Source organism: Xylanibacter ruminicola, assembly GCF_900107775.1.
Taxonomy (GTDB): domain Bacteria; phylum Bacteroidota; class Bacteroidia; order Bacteroidales; family Bacteroidaceae; genus Prevotella; species Prevotella ruminicola_C.
The window spans coordinates 1,052,436-1,069,247 of record NZ_FNRF01000001.1; the positions used below are offsets into that span (position 1 = coordinate 1,052,436).

The 16,812-nt window shown below is 47.9% G+C and carries 16 protein-coding genes; all 16 read right to left on the minus strand.

Annotated features, from left to right (window positions below):
• Positions 1-34: 34 nt before the first annotated feature.
• Positions 35-2,014 (minus strand): sensor histidine kinase, encoded by a 1,980-nt coding sequence (locus BLU97_RS04060; protein ID WP_081352844.1) that lies wholly within the window; start codon positions 2,012-2,014, stop codon positions 35-37.
• Between the two features lie 74 nt (positions 2,015-2,088).
• Complete coding sequence (locus BLU97_RS04065) at positions 2,089-3,054, minus strand: acetylornithine carbamoyltransferase (protein WP_074760348.1); 966 nt, start codon at positions 3,052-3,054, stop codon at positions 2,089-2,091.
• 59 nt (positions 3,055-3,113) lie between these two features.
• A complete protein-coding gene (locus tag BLU97_RS15630; protein WP_254771647.1) occupies positions 3,114-5,189 on the minus strand; it encodes a PP2C family protein-serine/threonine phosphatase in 2,076 nt (691 codons plus the stop codon).
• A 23-nt stretch (positions 5,190-5,212) separates the two neighbouring features.
• On the minus strand, positions 5,213-6,454 hold the full coding sequence (locus tag BLU97_RS04075; RefSeq protein ID WP_074760349.1) for a glutamate-5-semialdehyde dehydrogenase: 1,242 nt from the start codon (positions 6,452-6,454) through the stop codon (positions 5,213-5,215).
• Between the two features lie 7 nt (positions 6,455-6,461).
• Positions 6,462-7,229: a glutamate 5-kinase gene (proB, locus tag BLU97_RS04080; protein WP_074760350.1), complete on the minus strand. Its 768-nt coding sequence runs from the start codon at positions 7,227-7,229 to the stop codon at positions 6,462-6,464.
• A gap of 3 nt (positions 7,230-7,232) precedes the next feature.
• Complete coding sequence (locus tag BLU97_RS04085) at positions 7,233-7,592, minus strand: YraN family protein (RefSeq protein WP_028908663.1); 360 nt, start codon at positions 7,590-7,592, stop codon at positions 7,233-7,235.
• A 22-nt stretch (positions 7,593-7,614) separates the two neighbouring features.
• Positions 7,615-9,267, minus strand: coding sequence for an AMP-binding protein (locus BLU97_RS04090; RefSeq protein ID WP_028908662.1), 1,653 nt, complete (start codon positions 9,265-9,267; stop codon positions 7,615-7,617).
• Between the two features lie 33 nt (positions 9,268-9,300).
• Entirely contained in the window at positions 9,301-9,858 is a 558-nt protein-coding gene (locus BLU97_RS04095; RefSeq protein ID WP_028908661.1) for a helix-turn-helix domain-containing protein, read from the minus strand.
• A gap of 14 nt (positions 9,859-9,872) precedes the next feature.
• The gene (locus BLU97_RS04100) at positions 9,873-10,487 is read right to left on the minus strand and encodes a hypothetical protein (RefSeq protein ID WP_074760351.1); all 615 of its coding nucleotides are present in this window, start codon (positions 10,485-10,487) and stop codon (positions 9,873-9,875) included.
• Entirely contained in the window at positions 10,484-11,263 is a 780-nt protein-coding gene (locus BLU97_RS04105; protein ID WP_013063049.1) for a pyrroline-5-carboxylate reductase family protein, read from the minus strand. Before BLU97_RS04105 ends, BLU97_RS04100 begins: the two co-directional genes overlap by 4 nt.
• Positions 11,260-12,399 (minus strand): aspartate aminotransferase family protein, encoded by a 1,140-nt coding sequence (locus BLU97_RS04110; RefSeq protein WP_074760352.1) that lies wholly within the window; start codon positions 12,397-12,399, stop codon positions 11,260-11,262. The genes BLU97_RS04105 and BLU97_RS04110 overlap by 4 nt, the downstream gene beginning before the upstream one ends.
• A 22-nt stretch (positions 12,400-12,421) precedes the next feature.
• On the minus strand, positions 12,422-13,384 hold the full coding sequence (argC, locus tag BLU97_RS04115; RefSeq protein ID WP_074760353.1) for an N-acetyl-gamma-glutamyl-phosphate reductase: 963 nt from the start codon (positions 13,382-13,384) through the stop codon (positions 12,422-12,424).
• 55 nt (positions 13,385-13,439) lie between these two features.
• Positions 13,440-14,642: an argininosuccinate synthase gene (locus BLU97_RS04120; RefSeq protein WP_033150780.1), complete on the minus strand. Its 1,203-nt coding sequence runs from the start codon at positions 14,640-14,642 to the stop codon at positions 13,440-13,442.
• Positions 14,643-14,690: 48 nt separating this feature from the next.
• Positions 14,691-15,299, minus strand: coding sequence for a GNAT family N-acetyltransferase (locus tag BLU97_RS04125; protein ID WP_074760354.1), 609 nt, complete (start codon positions 15,297-15,299; stop codon positions 14,691-14,693).
• 11 nt (positions 15,300-15,310) lie between these two features.
• The gene (gene argR, locus BLU97_RS04130) at positions 15,311-15,787 is read right to left on the minus strand and encodes an arginine repressor (protein WP_013064565.1); all 477 of its coding nucleotides are present in this window, start codon (positions 15,785-15,787) and stop codon (positions 15,311-15,313) included.
• Positions 15,788-15,871: 84 nt separating this feature from the next.
• Positions 15,872-16,474, minus strand: coding sequence for a DUF4923 family protein (locus BLU97_RS04135; RefSeq protein WP_074760355.1), 603 nt, complete (start codon positions 16,472-16,474; stop codon positions 15,872-15,874).
• Positions 16,475-16,812: the final 338 nt, after the last annotated feature.

A 16,812-nucleotide genomic window follows, 5' to 3' on the forward strand; every position in this document is an offset into this window, starting at 1 on the left:
CAATCCCCGTTCTGTTGTGAACGGGGATTATTTTTTATTTTAATCTAACCACAAACCGAGCACCTTGCGTGTAGGTAGTGTCGAGTGTAAGGGTGTATCCCATAGAGGTGGCTAAGCATCTGGCTAATGGCAAGCCGACGCCAAGTGTATGTTCGTTGGGCGACAGACGTACAAACGGCACAAAGATATGCTCAGCATCACTCGCTGGGATGGTGGGGCCTTCGTTGCTTACAGCAATCGCATAGCTACCATCGGTTAGGGTGTGACAGCTTAACTGCAGCGTATCGCCTGTGGCATATTTTACAACATTGTCGAGCAGGCAGTTAATCAGCTCCTGCAGCAGCATATTGGTGGTAATCTTCACATCGTCGGCCACATCTGTTATAAACTCGATGTTCTTGGGTTGGGTTTTGAAATGCTGGTCGTAACTGTTTAGAGTGGTACGTGCCATTTCGTTAAGACCAATCTCGTAGTTCATAGGGATAGGATAAGCATCGCCATAGAGACTGAATAATATCAGCTTGCGGGTAGATGTAGCTACATCGTAGGCATCACGGCAGATAGCTGAGCGTAACTGCATATACTCATCGTGGGGCAACTGTCCGTCGGCATCGATGATAACTTCTGCAGTACCAATCAGTGTCTGTAACGGCGAGCGGAGCGCATCCTGACAAACACGTTTCTCCTCATCAGTAATTCCTAAATCGCCACGTGAGTAAGAATCAAGTACAGGGTCCATCAACGATTCGATGTTCTTGGCTGCAGCAACAATATCGCGATAACGCTTACTGCGTTCCTCGGGTTTGAGTTTGAATTCTGGGTCGTTGAATATGCGTGCATAGTTTAGCAGCGAATTGATAGGCGATTTAAGCTTCTCCAAGATGGTTGTTACAAAGGCACGACGGATAGCTTGGCCGGCCTCGGCTCGACGGCGGGCCTCCTGTAACTCCTGAAACTGCTCTTTCAACTTGAGATTTTTGAAATAGCGATAGATAAGTACTGCTATCAGCAGGGCGATGATGGTGGCTGCCATCAGACCTGCAGACATCAGTTGTTTGCGTCGTAGTTCGGCCTTTTCCTGCTCGGCTTGTAACAGGTCGATGTCGTGGGTCACGTCCATCAGGTGTTCCTCCAGTACTTCGCGCTCGTCGGCTTGTTCCATACTGTCTTTCAGCTGAATTTCACGGAAGGCTTGCTGCCAATTGCCTGTTGTCTGGAAAACCTCCAATCGTAGTTGGTTGGCTAACTGTGGAACTGCGGCTGAGTCGCACCATGCCAACGCCTGCTTGTAGTCGTTACGTAACAGGTAGTGGCATACCATCACCTGCTGCAGGTTTGCAGGATTAAACCCTGCGGGATTATGCTGGCGTATACTGTCGTAACGGGCAAAGTATCGGTCGAATGCCTGGCGGTCGCCTTGTTGGCTGGCAATGATACACCGGTAGCCAAGCACACCGCTGTCGTACATGGGGTTCTCGAGCATTTGTTTTGGTAGACTGTCGAGACAAGCCATCGCCTCAGCAGGGTGCTTGAAACTAAGTGACAGTGCCAGCGAAAGATAGCAATTGAATACTGATACGGGGTCCTTATTAGCATCAACACCCTTCAGTGCGCGACGGAAGTAGGTCTCGGCCATCTCCGGCTGGTTTCTGCTACTATAGAATAAGCCAAGACACATATTGGGGATGTATAGGTATTGTTCTTGATGACGTTTACGGATATCATCGGTTAGACGGTGAATCTGGGTGAAAGCGCGGTGAAAGTGTTTGTGGTTAACGTCGTAGTTCACACGGCTCATCCAAACACGGTAGTATTTGTCCCAAGCCTGGTTCTGTTCCAGGTGGTTGAGAAATAACTTTTGAGCATTGTAGAAGTCGGAATCGCTGCCACTTACCTGCGCTTGTTGAACGCGCATGGCTAGTTCCTGTTCTACGTTATCGGTATCAGCATAGATCTTGTTGCTACCGAGAAATGCCAAGGTTAAAAGAACAAAAAGGTATAGATAATGTTTCATGATGTTTTTGGGGTAATGGATGCCCCGCGCCGCTGATGACGCGGGGCATTGTTATTGGGAATTATTGTTTGCGGTTAAAGGGCTTCGAGCATGCGCTTGATAACTACCGAACAGCTGATCTCGCGGTTGGCTGCCTCGGGGATTACAAGGCTGTTGGGGCTCTCAATCACATCGTCTGTTACAATAAGGTTACGACGAACGGGTAGACAGTGCATGAACTTACCATTGTTTGTCCATGACATGTGCTCTGTGTCAACTGTCCACGACATATCTTTGCTGGTAATCTTTCCATAATCGGCAAGGTTTGTTACACCTGGGTTACTCCAGTTTTTTGCATAGATGAAATCGGCACCTTCGAAAGCTTTCTTCTGATCGTACTCTACGCGGGCATTACCTACGAACTTTGGATCGAGCTCGTAACCCTCAGGGTGGGTGATGACGAAGTCAACATCGGGAGCGGCGTTCATCCACTGGGCGAACGAGTTAGGTACAGCCTGAGGCAAAGCGCGGCAATGAGGTGCCCAAGTGAGGACAACCTTTGGACGTTCTACTACCTTATGCTCCTCGATGGTGATGAGGTCGGCAAAGGCCTGTAGGGGGTGAACTGTTGCCGTTTCCATCGCAAATACGGGACGACCGCTATATTTGATGAACTGTTGCAGTACGGTCTCGGCATAGTCGTACTCACGGTCGGTAAGTCCGGCAAACGAGCGTACACCAATCAAGTCGCAGTAGCATCCCATTACAGGAATAGCCTCAAGCAGATGCTCGCTCTTGTCGCCATCCATAATCACACCACGCTCGGTTTCCAACTTCCATGCACCGGCATTTACATCAAGCACAATCACATTCATGCCTAAGTTCATTGCTGCCTTCTGGGTGCTGAGACGGGTGCGGAGCGAATTATTAAAGAAAATCATCATCAGGGTCTTGTTTTTACCCAGATGCTGGTACTTATAACGATCGTTCTTAATCTCAAATGCTTCGGCCATCGCCTTATCCAATGGACCGAGGTCTTCTACGTTGATAAAACTTTTCATATCTTTATTTTATTAATGTTCAATGCTTAATCTTTTAATCGTTTCTTTAGTACGCTTGCCTAAGCAAGAATGTTTAATGCTTTGAGGCACATGATGGTCATGTCGTCGTTAGGTTCGGCACCATTACGATGGCGCTCCACTTCGGCTTCCATCAGTTCTACTACATGGCGGGCGTCTTTGAATTTTGTATGCCGTAGTATATCTAGCATATGCTCGTCGCCAAACTGTTCCAGCTTGATGTTCTCGGCTTCATTAAGTCCATCGGAATAAATGAAAAGAGGACGCCCCTTGATGGATGCAATCTCCTCGCCGATATATTCAAGTTCCGGCCATAGACCGATAGGAGCATTCGGCTCCATCTCAAGGAATGAACCTTGCTGCTCATCGCCTCCGATGACAGGGGGATTGTGTCCGGCATTGCAGAAATGAAGTTGCCCGTTGGTTAGATTTAGCTGACCAATGAACATAGTGACGAACATGCCGTTGTCGTTTTTCTCTGTTAGTTCATCATTCAAGCGTGTGGCTATGGAGGCTGGCATCATGTGCTGCTTTGCCAGGGCACGGAACAGACGGATGGTCTGGGCCATAAATAGTGAGGCAGGCACTCCTTTTCCAGATACATCGCCCAAACAGAAATATAAGATGTTATCTTCAAGCAGATAATCGTATAGATCGCCACCAACCTCCTTGGCAGGGTTCATCGAGGCGTAGAGATCCAAATCGGGACGCTCGGGGAATTCGTGTGGCACCATCGACATCTGGATGTCGCGGGCAATACGCAGCTCGCTCTCAATGCGCTCTTTGGCAGCTGTGGTTTGTTCAAGCTGTTCATAGGCTGTTTCCAGTTTGTCGTAGGCAACAGTCAGATCCTTCATGTGGCGACTGCGGCGATATAGATAGATGCATAGGAAAGTGATGATGAGTAGACCCACACCGATGGCTGTCCAAAGGGTGATACGTTCCATCCTCTCCTTGTTCTGCTCCAATTCAAGTTTTGACTGATACTCGCTCAACTTCGATTGTTGGGCCTGGCGGTCCAGACTATCGTTCTTTAGTTTTATGGCGGCATTGCTTAGTTCGATGTCGCGATTCTTAAGTGTCAGATCTAATGCTTCTTTCTCCAAGCGTTCTTGTTCCAGTTCGTTGGCTTGGCGTTCCAAACGTAGTTCCTGGTTGTGCAACTTCAATTTCTTTGCTTCGTTCTCGGCTCGGATGATGTCCATCTGCATGGTATGCTCTGCCGATTGCTTACGTATGTCGGCCGTGTTGATGGAGTCGCTAACCCTTTTATACTCTTTGAAGTATTTGAGGGCATCTTCCCATTTCCCCAACCATTCGTAAGCGTAAGAGATAAACTGGGCTCGTTCTTGGGGCAACTTCACTTTTTGGGCCAATTCGAGCATTTTCTCGTAGTCGCCGTTAACACGGGCATGGTAGATTTCAATATCGTTAGCAAAGAGCGAACGGTAATGATACTTCTCTGAGACTTTTTTCCATTCCGCGTAAGCCTTGTTCAACTCTGTTTTTTGATTGGCTCCCTGATGATACATGGCTGCGATGCATCGATAACTCCATGCATCTACAATCGAAGGTCCTGTGAGGTTGGGTTCTTTCAAGGCTTTGTCGGCCATTTCGAGCACTTTCTTCTGGTCTCTGCGATTGTGATAGATTTTTGCTAGTCCCAAATAGGCCGGAGCGGCATTGATATGGGGCAAAAAAGATTGTTTATATTTTAAGGCTTTTAAGTAATTCTGCTCAGCCTGTATTTCCATCCTGAGGATGCTGGACTGGCTGGCTGTGATGAGTGACGAATAGTATATACCTAGTTTGCTGTCGTGTTGCTGGCTATACTCGTTCAGAGCCTTGGCTATCTCAATGCCTTTGTCTCTGCTGATTTTTGAAAATGCAAAGGAGGCCTGGTTGGCCCAGGTCCGGTAGTAGAGATCTTCGTCTTTCGCTTTCTGGCAAGCGTCTTTCAGTTGGTCGGTGATATTCATGAACTGCTCAACCTCGTGTGAGGAGTACAGACGGTACATCTCCTTTGTCAACCGATCAAGTTCGGTCTGATGACTTTGGGCCGCCACTATAAGTGGCAGCACAAAGAATAGTAGGTATATAGTAATGTTTCTTTTCATTTTGTTCCCTCCTTATATATAACCTATGGACGTATCTGTCCTTCACCTTCGATAAGCCACTTGAACGTGGTAATCTCCTCAAGTGCCATAGGGCCACGGGGGCCGAGTTTCTGGGTAGAAATGCCAATCTCGGCACCAAGGCCGAACTGTGCACCATCGGTGAACGAGGTGGGGGCATTCCAGTAAACGCAGGCTGCATCAACATGAGCCTGGAACTTACGGGCTGTTTGTTCGTTCATGGTAACGATAGCTTCGCTATGTCCGCTGCCGTTCTGGTCGATATGGTCAAGGGCTTCTTCAAGCGATGCAACCGTCTTAATGGCAAGCTTATAGTCCATAAATTCGGTTCCGAAACTGTCGTCGGTGGCTGACTCCAGGAAAGGATAATTGCCATCGAGGGCTTTGTATGCCTGTTTGTCGGCATAGATGATAACATGCTTGTCGGCTAAAGGCTTAACTAGATCTGCTAGATCTACTAGTCGATCTTGGTGTACTAGCAGACAGTCGAGTGCATTGCAAACAGATACACGACGGGTCTTGGCATTGTTAATGATTGCACAGCCCATCTCTAAGTCGCCCTCTGCATCGAAATAGGTATTTACCACACCGGCACCTGTTTCGATAACAGGTATGCGGGCTGTGTCGCGCACAAAGTCAATCAGCTTGCGACCGCCACGAGGAATGCAGAGATCTACATATCCTACTGCATTTAGCATCTCGCCTGTGGCCTCGTGGGTGGCGGGCAGCAGGGCAACCACATCTTTGGATACACCATACTGTTCCAATATCTCATGAATGAGTGCAACTTCCTCGCGGTTACTGCAGTCGGCATCCTTTCCACCTTTCAGTATGCAAGCATTACCGCTCTTAAAGCAGAGCGAGAATACATCGAACGTAACATTAGGGCGCGCCTCGTAAATCATACCAATCACACCAAAGGGCACGCTGATACGACACAGACGAAGTCCGTTGGGTAGCGTTTTCTGTTTGGTGACATGTCCTAATGGTGAGGGGAGGGTGGCTACGTTGCGCATGTCGGAAGCAATACCCTCTAAACGGCTATCTGTGAGTTGCAGACGGTCGTACAATGGGTTGTCTTTCGACATCTTGGCCAAATCCTGGGCATTTGCCTCCAGGATTCTTTCCTTATGATTAATGATAGCATTGGCAACGGCATTGAGTATCTCGTTGCGCTGCTCGTCGGTAAGCAGAGCCAGACTCTTGCTGGCACGTTTTACACGCTCGAATGTATCTTTGAGTTGCATAGCTCTATTATGTTAGGAATTCAGTGTGAGGTGTTAACTCTGGTCTTTCAATCAAGTCGATCAGGATATTATCGCGGGTTCCATTAGCAATGATAACATGGATGCCTGCCGACTGTATGTTGCTGGCCGTGTGGTATTTTGAGTGCATACCACCACGTCCGAAAGCACTCTTCTCCTTCTTGATATATTTAGAAAGGTCGGTGCATGGTGCAACGGTAGGTATCAGTTCCGATGAAGGATCATCAGGGTGACCGGTGTAGATACCATCGATGTTAGAGAGCAGAATCAGTGAATCGGCCTTCATCATCTGTGCGATGAGGCCCGAGAGCTCATCGTTATCAGTAAACATCAGCTCGGTAACTGATACGGTGTCGTTCTCGTTAACGATGGGGAGAACATCGTTCTCCAGCATCACCGTCATACATGCCTGCTGGTTGCGATACTGCTCGCCTGGCTGGAAGTTCTCCTTCATGGTGAGCACCTGACCAACGTGAATGCCAAACTCGCGGAACAAGTCGTAGTAGAGACCTACAAGTTTTACCTGACCGACAGCAGAGAACAACTGGCGCTGTTCAACCGAATCAAGCGAGTGGTCGACTGTGAGTTCGCGTCGACCGCAGGCTACGGCACCCGAGGTAACAAGAATCACCTCGATATCCTGCTTGCGTAACCAAGCTATCTGGTCGACCAACGCCGACATACGGGTGACGTCCAGTTTGCCATCGGCTCGTGTCAGTACGTTCGAACCTACTTTGATAACAATTCTTTTCTTCATCTTCTAATATAATCGTACATCTTTGATGTGATCTATTTCTGGTTGCTGACCTATCGTGCCAACTACAGTAATAATGTCGAACCTGACATCGCTGTTGATACGGCGATACTTGATGTAGTGGTTGATGGCCAGACGGAGATTCTGTAACTTACGGTAGTCGACAGCCTCTTCAGGGTCACCGAACAATCGGTTGCGACGGGTTTTGACTTCAACAAATACCACTTCGTTGCCGTCTGTGGCGATGATGTCGATATCCCGACGCCCCGACTTCCAGTCGCGTTCTATTATACGATAGCCATGATGCTGTAGGTATTCAGCGGCTTGGTTTTCGCCCCATTCTCCTAACTCATTATGTGCAGCCATAACTATTCATATTCATTCTTCACTATTTCTCCGCGTCTTTCTTGCGGATCTCTACGCGACGAATCTTACCACTGATGGTCTTTGGCAGTTCGTCAACAAACTCCACAATACGTGGGTACTTGTAAGGCGCTGTTTCCTTCTTAACGTGCTGCTGCAGTTCCTTAACGAGATCGTCACCAGCCTTGTCCTTCCACTCTTTGCCGAGTACAACAGTAGCCTTTACCACCATACCGCGGATATCGTCGGGTACACCAGTGATGGCGCACTCAACTACGGCAGGGTGAGTCATCAGGGCGCTCTCAACCTCGAACGGGCCAATGCGGTAACCTGAGCTCTTGATTACATCGTCGATACGACCTTCGAACCAGTAGTAACCGTCCTCATCGCGCCATGCCATATCACCGGTGTGATAGATGCCATCGTGCCAGGCCTCGCGGGTTTTCTCCTCATCACGGTAGTAACCCTTAAACAAACCGATAGGCTTCTTATCGCCTACGCGTACCACAATCTCACCTTTCTCACCATCCTCACATGAAGTGCCATCGGCACGCAGCAGGTCGATATTGTACTGAGCATTGGGGATACCCATCGAACCGGGTTTGGGTGTCATCCAAGGGAAGGTACCGAGTGTCATGGTGGTTTCGGTCTGGCCGAAGCCCTCCATCATGCGGATGCCGGTCTTCTCGTAGAACTTATCATATACAGCTGGGTTCAGGGCCTCGCCTGCGGTACAGCAATACTGGAGACTGCTCAGGTCATACTTACTCAAATCCTCACGAATCATGAAACGGTAGATGGTGGGAGGTGCACAGAAGCTGGTAACCTTATATTTCTCCATCTGGCGCAGCAGGGTGTCGGCATTAAACTTCTCGTGGTCGAATACGAACACGGTAGCACCGGCAAACCACTGACCGTAGAACTTACCCCATACAGCCTTACCCCAACCGGTATCGGCTACGGTGAGGTGGAGTGAGCCTTCATGCAGGTTGTGCCAGAATACACCTGTGGTGAGGTGGCCCATGGCATACAGATAATCGTGTGCCACCATCTTTGGCTCGCCGCTGGTACCAGAGGTGAAGTACATAATCATGGTGTCTTCGTTGTTATTAACGAAAGCAGGACGCTCGAATTTGGGGGCCTGCTGCCATTCTGTCTTCCAGTTGTGGAAACCTTCCTCGTCGCGCAGTGTGATATATTGCTTTACCGTAGGACTCTCAGGCATGGCCAGCTTGATCTGACTGATGATATAGTCGTCATCAGCACAGATGATGGCCTTTACTGAGGCGCGTGTGTTACGATAGACGTAGTCGTGCTTGGTGAGCATGTGGGTAGCAGGAATCACAATGGCACCAATCTTACATAACGCCAACATGATTACCCACCACTCGTAGTGACGCTTCAGGATGAGCATGACGGGATCGCCCTTACCGATACCCAGCGACATCAGGTATGATGCTGCCTGATCGCTCTGTTCCTTTAACTCACCATAGGTGGTACGTATCTCTTCGCCCTGGTCGTTGGTCCAGAGCAATGCTAACTTTTCGGGTGCCTCCTCTGCCCACGCATCCATCACATCGTAGGCAAAGTTAAAGTTCTCTGGAATGATAAACTCCAGATTTTTATTGTAATCCTCTACAGACTCGAAATGTGTCTGCTTTAAAAATCTTTCTACCATAAATTTATTCTTCAATCTTTCAATTCTTCATTTCTATTCGACTGTAAAGGCGAGGAATTTCACAGGTTTGTCGCCTACGGCCAGCATACCATGGGGCTTTGATGAGTCGAAATAGATGCTGTCACCCTCGTCGAGAATGATGGTCTTGCCACCGATAAAGAGTTCCATCTTACCCTCGAGTACCATGTTGAACTCCTGACCTGGGTGGGTATTCTTGTAAATGGTGCGAGCGCCTGGCTTGGGCTCAACAGTTACAATGAATACATCGGCCTGGTGGTTTACGAAACCACTTACCAGACTCTGATACTTGTAAGCCTTGGTGCGCTCAACGCTCATGCCCTGTCCCTTACGTACCACAAAGTACGATTTCATATGGGGTGCCTCGGCAAACATCAGCTCCTCGGCTGATACACCATACTTGTGGGCTATCTTCATGAGGTTTGAGATGGTGATATCAAGCTCACCCTTCTCAATCTTCTCGTACTTTTCTGAGTCGATACCGATAGTTTCGGCCATCTCGCTTACTGGAATGTCGAGAACATCGCGCAAACCGCGAAGGCGTTCTCCAATTTGCTTTAATTGCTCGTCCATGTGTTCTATGTTATTTATCGTTCATCTATGATTTTGTAATTCGCATATTTTTCTTTGGGGAAAACGAAAATGCTATCGTCGATGTTACCTGCCTTAAAGTTTGAAAAAGTGATAGTGGCCCAGAAAATGCTAACTTTTATACGTAGTTTCTTGGGATAGTAATTGCCAGGATTGAGCAGGGCAATTATCTTTTTCATTTTTACTTTGGCACCAGGTTTAGCTTGGAGGGTGACCAACAAACCATCAGGATCCTTGGCGATAGAGTAGTTGTAGCTGTCGGGTTCGAATTTGAACATCTGCAGCTTTTCGTTCTTCTTGTTTACTTTAGGGTCGTGAATCTCGACGATGCCTTTCTTTTCTCGGAGGATGTATTTGAGGTTACCGTCGTTCCACATCTTGGAGTCCTTATATTCCGACTTGGCTTTGTCGCCTTTATTCCATGAGGTGCCTTCTTCTTTGTATACGTGAAGAATGTCTATCTTATAATGGAATGTAACGCCCTCCTTACCATAGATATGGTTCCAAGCAGTGTTGAACACACGCTTGGCTTGGCGGGCGTTAGCATTGTCCTGCGCCGTTGCGGTAAGACTTAGGCATAAGACAAGCAGAATATAAAGGAGGCGTTTCATTTGAGTCCTGCTTTAAGACCGCGGATAACTGCAGAGGTGAAACCTGCATGCTCCATCTCGTTGAGACCCTTGATGGTTAAACCGCCAGGAGTAGTAACCAAATCGATGGCAGCTTCGGGGTGCATACCACTGGCTTCTAGCAGTTCAACAGCGCCCTTCATGGTCTGCATCACAATCTTCTTAGCATCATCGGCCTTGAAGCCTAACTCTACACCACCTTCGGCTGCCGCACGGATATAGCGCATGGCATAAGCAATACCGCAACTGGCCAGCGTGGTACCCGATGCCAGGTGCTGCTCGTCGGTGAGGAGCGATGTGCCCATATCGTTAAAGATACCCTGAATCAGTTCTGTCTGCTGCTGGGTAGTATCGCAAGGTACGATGAAGGTCATCGAAGCCAACTGGGCAATGGCGATGTTTGGAATAACCAGGAAGAGTGGGGGACAGTTTGCACCCAACCATTCCTTGATACTTGCTGAAGGAACGCCTGCGGCAATTACAATCAGGAGTTGTTTCTTGGGGTCGAGTTCGGCTTTGATGTCGGTGAGTACACGCTCTACTAACCAAGGTTTTACAACTACGCAAACAATATCGGCAGTCTTGGCAGCCTGCTGGTTGTCGGTAGTTACGTTAACACCTAACTTAGCAAACTTATCTACAACCGCCTGCGAAGGGTCGCTTACGGTGATATCTTCGTTCTTGAACTGATGGCCTTTGATCAGACCTTCGACGGTAGCGCCACCCATGGCGCCTGCGCCTATTACTGAAATCTTCATAATTCCTCGGGTTTTACTCTAATCAGTCTTTCGATAAAGTCGTCGGCTTCTGCCTTGGTGAGACAGAGTGGTGGCAGCAAGCGCAGAATGTTCTGACCTGCACAACCGGTAAAGCAATGCTCATGCTTGATGAGTGGCTTACGTACCATGGCGTGTGGCATGTCGAGTTCGATACCAATCATGAGTCCACGACCGCGAACCTCCTTGATGTGCGAACTACCAATGTTGCGAATGCCTTCCATCAGGTAGTCGCCTACCTCGCGGGCATTTTCTACCAGACCTTCGTCCTCAAATACATCGAGTGTAGCCAAGGCTGCAGCACAAGCCAGGTGGTTACCACCGAAGGTGGTGCCTAACTGTCCGTAAACCGGCTCGAACTCTGGTGAAATCAGCACACCGCCCATGGGGAATCCGTTAGCGATACCCTTGGCAACGGTGATGATATCGGGCTTGATGCCTAACCATTGGTGGGCAAAGAATTTTCCGCTACGACCATAGCCGCACTGAATCTCGTCGCAGATAAGTACGGCGCCATAACGCTTACAAGCGTAAGCCAATCCCTGGGCAAACTCAGGTGTAGCCATCTGAATGCCGCCTACACCCTGGATGCACTCCAGAATTACAGCTGCAACGCCACCTTTCGACAACTCGCGAACCCAGGGCTCCAAATCGTTCAAAGGCAGGAAACGTACGTGGTGGTTGTCGTTGATGGGAGCCACAATCTTGGGATTGTTTGTTACCTCGACAGCCAGACTGGTACGACCGTGGAATGCTTTCTCGCAACTCAGCACGCGGGTGTTGCCGGTTTTGAACGAAGCCAGCTTCAGGGCATTCTCGTTAGCTTCGGCACCAGAATTAATCAGGAACAACTGATAATCGTCGTAGCCCGAAATCTTGCCTAAACGCTCAGCCAGCTGTACTTGAAGCTTGTTGATAACAGAGTTAGAGTAGAATCCGATATTCTGCAACTGCTCTGTTACCTTACTAATATAATGGGGATGTGAGTGACCAATGCTGATAACAGCGTGTCCACCGTAAAGATCAAGATACTCCTGACCTTTATCGTCCCACACTTTACAACCTTTTCCTTTTACGATGTTAACATCGAACAATGGATAAACGTCGAATAGTTTCATGTCGTTTCCTTTCTTTTAATTGTTAGAAAGCTGATGCTTTAAGTTTCAGTCCAGCAGTCTCGTCGATGCCGAACATGATATTCATGTTTTGTACAGCCTGACCAACTGCACCCTTTAACAGATTGTCGATAGCAGAGGTTACGAGTAGTTTGTTGCCGTATTTCTCTACATGTACCAAAGCTTTGTTGGTATTTACTACCTGCTTCAGGTCGATAGCTTTGTCGCTATAGTGGGTAAAGGCTGCATTCTTATAGAAGTCTTTGTACGCTTCGATCACATCCTCTACTGGGGCTGGTGTCTTGATGACTGCTGTGCAGAAAATGCCACGGGCAAAGTCGCCACGATAGGGGATAAAGTCGATATCTGCGTCAAGATAGCCTTGGATTTGTTTTAATGACTGACGAATCTCGGCAATATGTTGGTGCTGGAAAGGCTTGTAAATGCTCAGGTTGTTGTTGCGCCACGAGAAGTGTGTAGTGGCGCCTGGCTTCTGGCCTGCACCGGTTGAACCAGTGATGGCATTCACAGCCACATCCTCTTTCAGCAGATTCAGATAAGCGGCAGGCAGTAGTGCGAGCTGGATACAAGTAGCAAAGCAGCCTGGGTTAGCCAGGTGCTGGGCTTTCATAATATCCTCCTTGTTAATCTCGGGTAGACCGTACACATAGTCGTGGTCGCCTTTGATGCGGAAGTCCTGTGCCAGGTCGATGATTTTGACGTTGGCGGGGATGGTGTGCTCCTTCAGGAATGCCTCGCTCTTGCCATGACCGAAACAGAAGAATACCACATCCACCTTGTCGAAAGGCATCTCGCTGGTAAACTTAAGATCAGTGTCGCCAATCAGACCTTCGTGCACATCCGATACAAGATTGCCAGCATTACTTTCTGAGTTGGCAAACACAATCTCTGCTTCAGGATGGTTCAGCAACAAGCGGATGAGTTCGCCGCCTGTGTAGCCTGCTGCTCCAAGTATTCCAATCTTCATATTCTTTATGCTTTAAGTTATTACACCCCTCCTTTTGGAGGGGATGGGGGAGGCTTTATCTTTTCTCGTCCTTGTGGATGCCGTAGTATACACGCAGTGGGGTAGAGCTAACTTTGATGAAGCCCTTGGCCTCGTCGGCTGTCCAACCTGTCTGAGTCTCACCATATTCGCCCAGCTTGCTCTTGGTCAGGTCGTTTGCACTGTCGATACCAACGGTCTCAAATCCGTAAGGACGGAGTTTCAGAATAGCTGTACCAGTTACGTTGCGCTGCGAAGAGGTAAGCATAGCCTCGATATCGGGCATCACTGGCTCCAGATACTGACTCTCGTGGAGGAACATGCCATACCAGTTGGCAACCTGATCCTTCCAGTACTGCTGCCACTTAGAGAGTGTTGACTTCTCCAGCAGACGGTGAGCCTCGATGATGAGCTTGGGGGCTGCTGCTTCGAAACCTACGCGACCCTTAATGCCGATGATGGTATCACCTACGTTGGCATCACGACCGATAGCGTAGCTGGCTCCAATCTCTTCAATCTTCTGGATGGCTTTCACCTTATCATCGAACTTCTCGCCATTTACGGCTACAATCTCACCCTTGTCGAACTGAATCTTCAGCAGTGCTTCCTGCTCCTTGGCAGTAACATGCTTCAGGTAAGCCTCTTCTGGCAGTCCCTGTGTGGGATCTAACAACTCGCCGCCACAGATACTTGTACCCCAGATACCAACGTTATATGAGTACTTCAGTTTGGTGAAGTCTGCAAAGAATCCGTGCTCGTTCAGGTAGTCAACTTCTTCTTTACGAGTCAGCTTCTTATCGCGGGTCAGGGTGATAATCTCTACGCCTGGTGCCATGACGAGGAAGGTCATGTCGAAACGAATCTGGTCGTTTCCGGCACCGGTTGAACCGTGGGCGATGGCATCAGCACCAATCTCCTTGGCATAGCGGGCGATGGCTATAGCCTGGAAAATACGCTCGCTTGATACAGAAATGGGGTAGCAGTTGTTACGCAGCACATTTCCGAAAATCATATACTTCAACGATTTCTCGTAATACTCGTGGGTTACATCGAGGGTAACATAAGCCTTTGCACCCAGTTTAAAGGCGTTCTCCTCGTTCTTCTTCAACTGCTCGTCGCTAAAACCGCCTGTGTTGGCGCAGGCTGCATATACATCCCAGCCATCCTGGGTGAGTTTCATAACGGTGTAAGAGGTGTCAAGACCTCCTGAAAATGCGACTACTACTTTCTTGTTTGCCATATCTTTGTTGCTTTATATTATTTACTATTGATACTTCGTATCGAACCTTCACAATTCACTAACAGAATCAATTTTGCGTATTCTCTCCAGTACATCGTCGGAGATCTTTGCTGGCAGATGCTCTGTTGGATCGTAAAGCATAGCTGTACAGATGCAGTATTTGCGACCTGTACGATGCAGAACGTCAACATTGCAACAGCCCTCGCAACCTTTCCAGAATGCCTCGTCGTCGGTTAAGTCGGCAAAGGTAACTGGCTGATAGCCTAATGCGGTGTTCATTGCCATCACTGCGGCACCACTGGTCAGCGAGAAAATCTTGGCATGTGGCCATCGGGTTCTTGCCAGTGTAAAAGTCATGTCTTTGATGCGCTTAGCAATATGCTTACCTCTGAAGTCGGGATGTACAATCAGTCCCGAGGTGGTTACATATTGCTGATTCTCCCAAGTCTCGATGTAGCTGAATCCTGCAAATCTACCATCTTTGGTCAGGGCGATGACAGCTTTGGCTTCCATCATCTTCTTGGCCAGATACTCATGCGTTCTCTTGGCTATACCTGTACCACGTACCTTCGCAGCCTCTGCAATGGTGTCGAGAATTGTGTCTACGTACTTCTCGTGTTCAGGTCCTGCTACCAAGACTTCAATTTCTTCTTCCATGTCTTTCTTCTTTATTTCATGTTTGGCACAACATCAGTCAGGGCTTCTACCACGTCCTGATGTTTTACGCCTTCTTTAATTACAATGAATATGGTGTCGTCGCCAGCAATGGTACCAAGAATCTCAGGCACATCGCTGTTGTCGATGTTCCAGGCAATCGAACTGGCATAGCCAGGGCGTGTCTTGATAATACCCATGTTACCCGAAAAGTTGATACTGATAAAACCAGGTACCTTCATCATCTCACGAATGCTGTTGGGCGTGCTGACTCGCTTGTACATGGTCTCGTTGGGCAGTACATACACGTAGTTGCCACTCATCGAAGCGGCTTTAGCAACCTTTAGTTGCTTCAGGTCGCGACTCAGTGTGGCTTGTGTCAGTTTGAAACCTTCCTTCTGGAGGGCGTTCAACAATTCGTCCTGGCTTCCTAACTGCTGACTTGATATGATCAGTCTCAGGGCTTCTAATCTGTTGGTCTTTACTTTCATCTCAGTATATTTATTCAGAAATCGGTTGCAAAATTATACAAAATTTCGCAACCGACCAAATATTTCTGCATATATTTGCAAATTTTACCGTTTCATATCGAATCCAACACGTACACCATCGTAATTTTTGCTCAAATCGCCAATTGTTTGCAAATCTTTGTTACCGCTCATGGCCGACATGGTCTGAAGAACAGTCAACAGCTTCTTGGCTTCGAACAGGATAGAAATACCATTTGCCTCTTTCTTGGCATAGCAGTTCATCGAGAGCAGTAGTCCTTTTAATGATATTTTCTGTGTAGCCTCGTCGAAAGTGTATTTGCCGTTGAATGGAGTGCCAGCAATTTTTGAAGAGAAGGTGCCGTCTTCGTTAAAGGTAATATATGTATTACTGTCTGAGAGGCCAACCTGTTGGTAGTAGGGCAGCAATTTCTCCTCAATCTGTACGGCGGCAACTTCACCACCAGCTTTGGCCAACAGGTTTTCACTGGTAAATGCGCAGCCGGGACCGGCATACTTCCATGTGGCAATCAGATTCTGTTGTTTTACTTTATCAAGACCGATAACACTTGTGATGGCATTTACTACACCAGTACCATTGGTCATGGCACCGAGTACCTGACCCATATTACCGCAGCTTGTCATGGCGATGCATGTCAAAGCGGCAATTCCAACCATTACTTTCTTCATTATACTTTTTCTTTTTATGGTTCTACTTCCTTTGATAATGCAAAAGTACGCTAAATCCCTCAAACAACAAAACAATTATCAGAAATTAACGTGTGAGTTAATTCAAAAAGGGCAATGAATTAATTCACGAGGGGTTTTGAATTAACTCACGGTTTTTGGCGCATGGTGTCGCCGTCTATATAATATATAATAATGTGAAGCTGTTTTTGCGATTGATATCTATCAAGAGCGACCAGAAAAATGCATGAAAAATGAAAATTTCTCTCGAAAAGTTTTGGTAGTTTCAAAAAAAGCCGTACCTTTGCACCCGCAAATCAGGAACACCACCTGACAAGCAC

What these genes read in the sequence shown, in the direction of transcription:
- BLU97_RS04060 (WP_081352844.1), bottom strand. Translation starts at nt 2,014, where the DNA reads ATGAAACATTATCTATACCTTTTTGTTCTTTTAACCTTGGCATTTCTC.
- BLU97_RS04065 (WP_074760348.1), bottom strand. Translation starts at nt 3,054, where the DNA reads ATGAAAAGTTTTATCAACGTAGAAGACCTCGGTCCATTGGATAAGGCG.
- BLU97_RS15630 (WP_254771647.1), bottom strand. Translation starts at nt 5,189, where the DNA reads ATGAAAAGAAACATTACTATATACCTACTATTCTTTGTGCTGCCACTT.
- BLU97_RS04075 (WP_074760349.1), bottom strand. Translation starts at nt 6,454, where the DNA reads ATGCAACTCAAAGATACATTCGAGCGTGTAAAACGTGCCAGCAAGAGT.
- proB (WP_074760350.1), bottom strand. Translation starts at nt 7,229, where the DNA reads ATGAAGAAAAGAATTGTTATCAAAGTAGGTTCGAACGTACTGACACGA.
- BLU97_RS04085 (WP_028908663.1), bottom strand. Translation starts at nt 7,592, where the DNA reads ATGGCTGCACATAATGAGTTAGGAGAATGGGGCGAAAACCAAGCCGCT.
- BLU97_RS04090 (WP_028908662.1), bottom strand. Translation starts at nt 9,267, where the DNA reads ATGGTAGAAAGATTTTTAAAGCAGACACATTTCGAGTCTGTAGAGGAT.
- BLU97_RS04095 (WP_028908661.1), bottom strand. Translation starts at nt 9,858, where the DNA reads ATGGACGAGCAATTAAAGCAAATTGGAGAACGCCTTCGCGGTTTGCGC.
- BLU97_RS04100 (WP_074760351.1), bottom strand. Translation starts at nt 10,487, where the DNA reads ATGAAACGCCTCCTTTATATTCTGCTTGTCTTATGCCTAAGTCTTACC.
- BLU97_RS04105 (WP_013063049.1), bottom strand. Translation starts at nt 11,263, where the DNA reads ATGAAGATTTCAGTAATAGGCGCAGGCGCCATGGGTGGCGCTACCGTC.
- BLU97_RS04110 (WP_074760352.1), bottom strand. Translation starts at nt 12,399, where the DNA reads ATGAAACTATTCGACGTTTATCCATTGTTCGATGTTAACATCGTAAAA.
- argC (WP_074760353.1), bottom strand. Translation starts at nt 13,384, where the DNA reads ATGAAGATTGGAATACTTGGAGCAGCAGGCTACACAGGCGGCGAACTC.
- BLU97_RS04120 (WP_033150780.1), bottom strand. Translation starts at nt 14,642, where the DNA reads ATGGCAAACAAGAAAGTAGTAGTCGCATTTTCAGGAGGTCTTGACACC.
- BLU97_RS04125 (WP_074760354.1), bottom strand. Translation starts at nt 15,299, where the DNA reads ATGGAAGAAGAAATTGAAGTCTTGGTAGCAGGACCTGAACACGAGAAG.
- argR (WP_013064565.1), bottom strand. Translation starts at nt 15,787, where the DNA reads ATGAAAGTAAAGACCAACAGATTAGAAGCCCTGAGACTGATCATATCA.
- BLU97_RS04135 (WP_074760355.1), bottom strand. Translation starts at nt 16,474, where the DNA reads ATGAAGAAAGTAATGGTTGGAATTGCCGCTTTGACATGCATCGCCATG.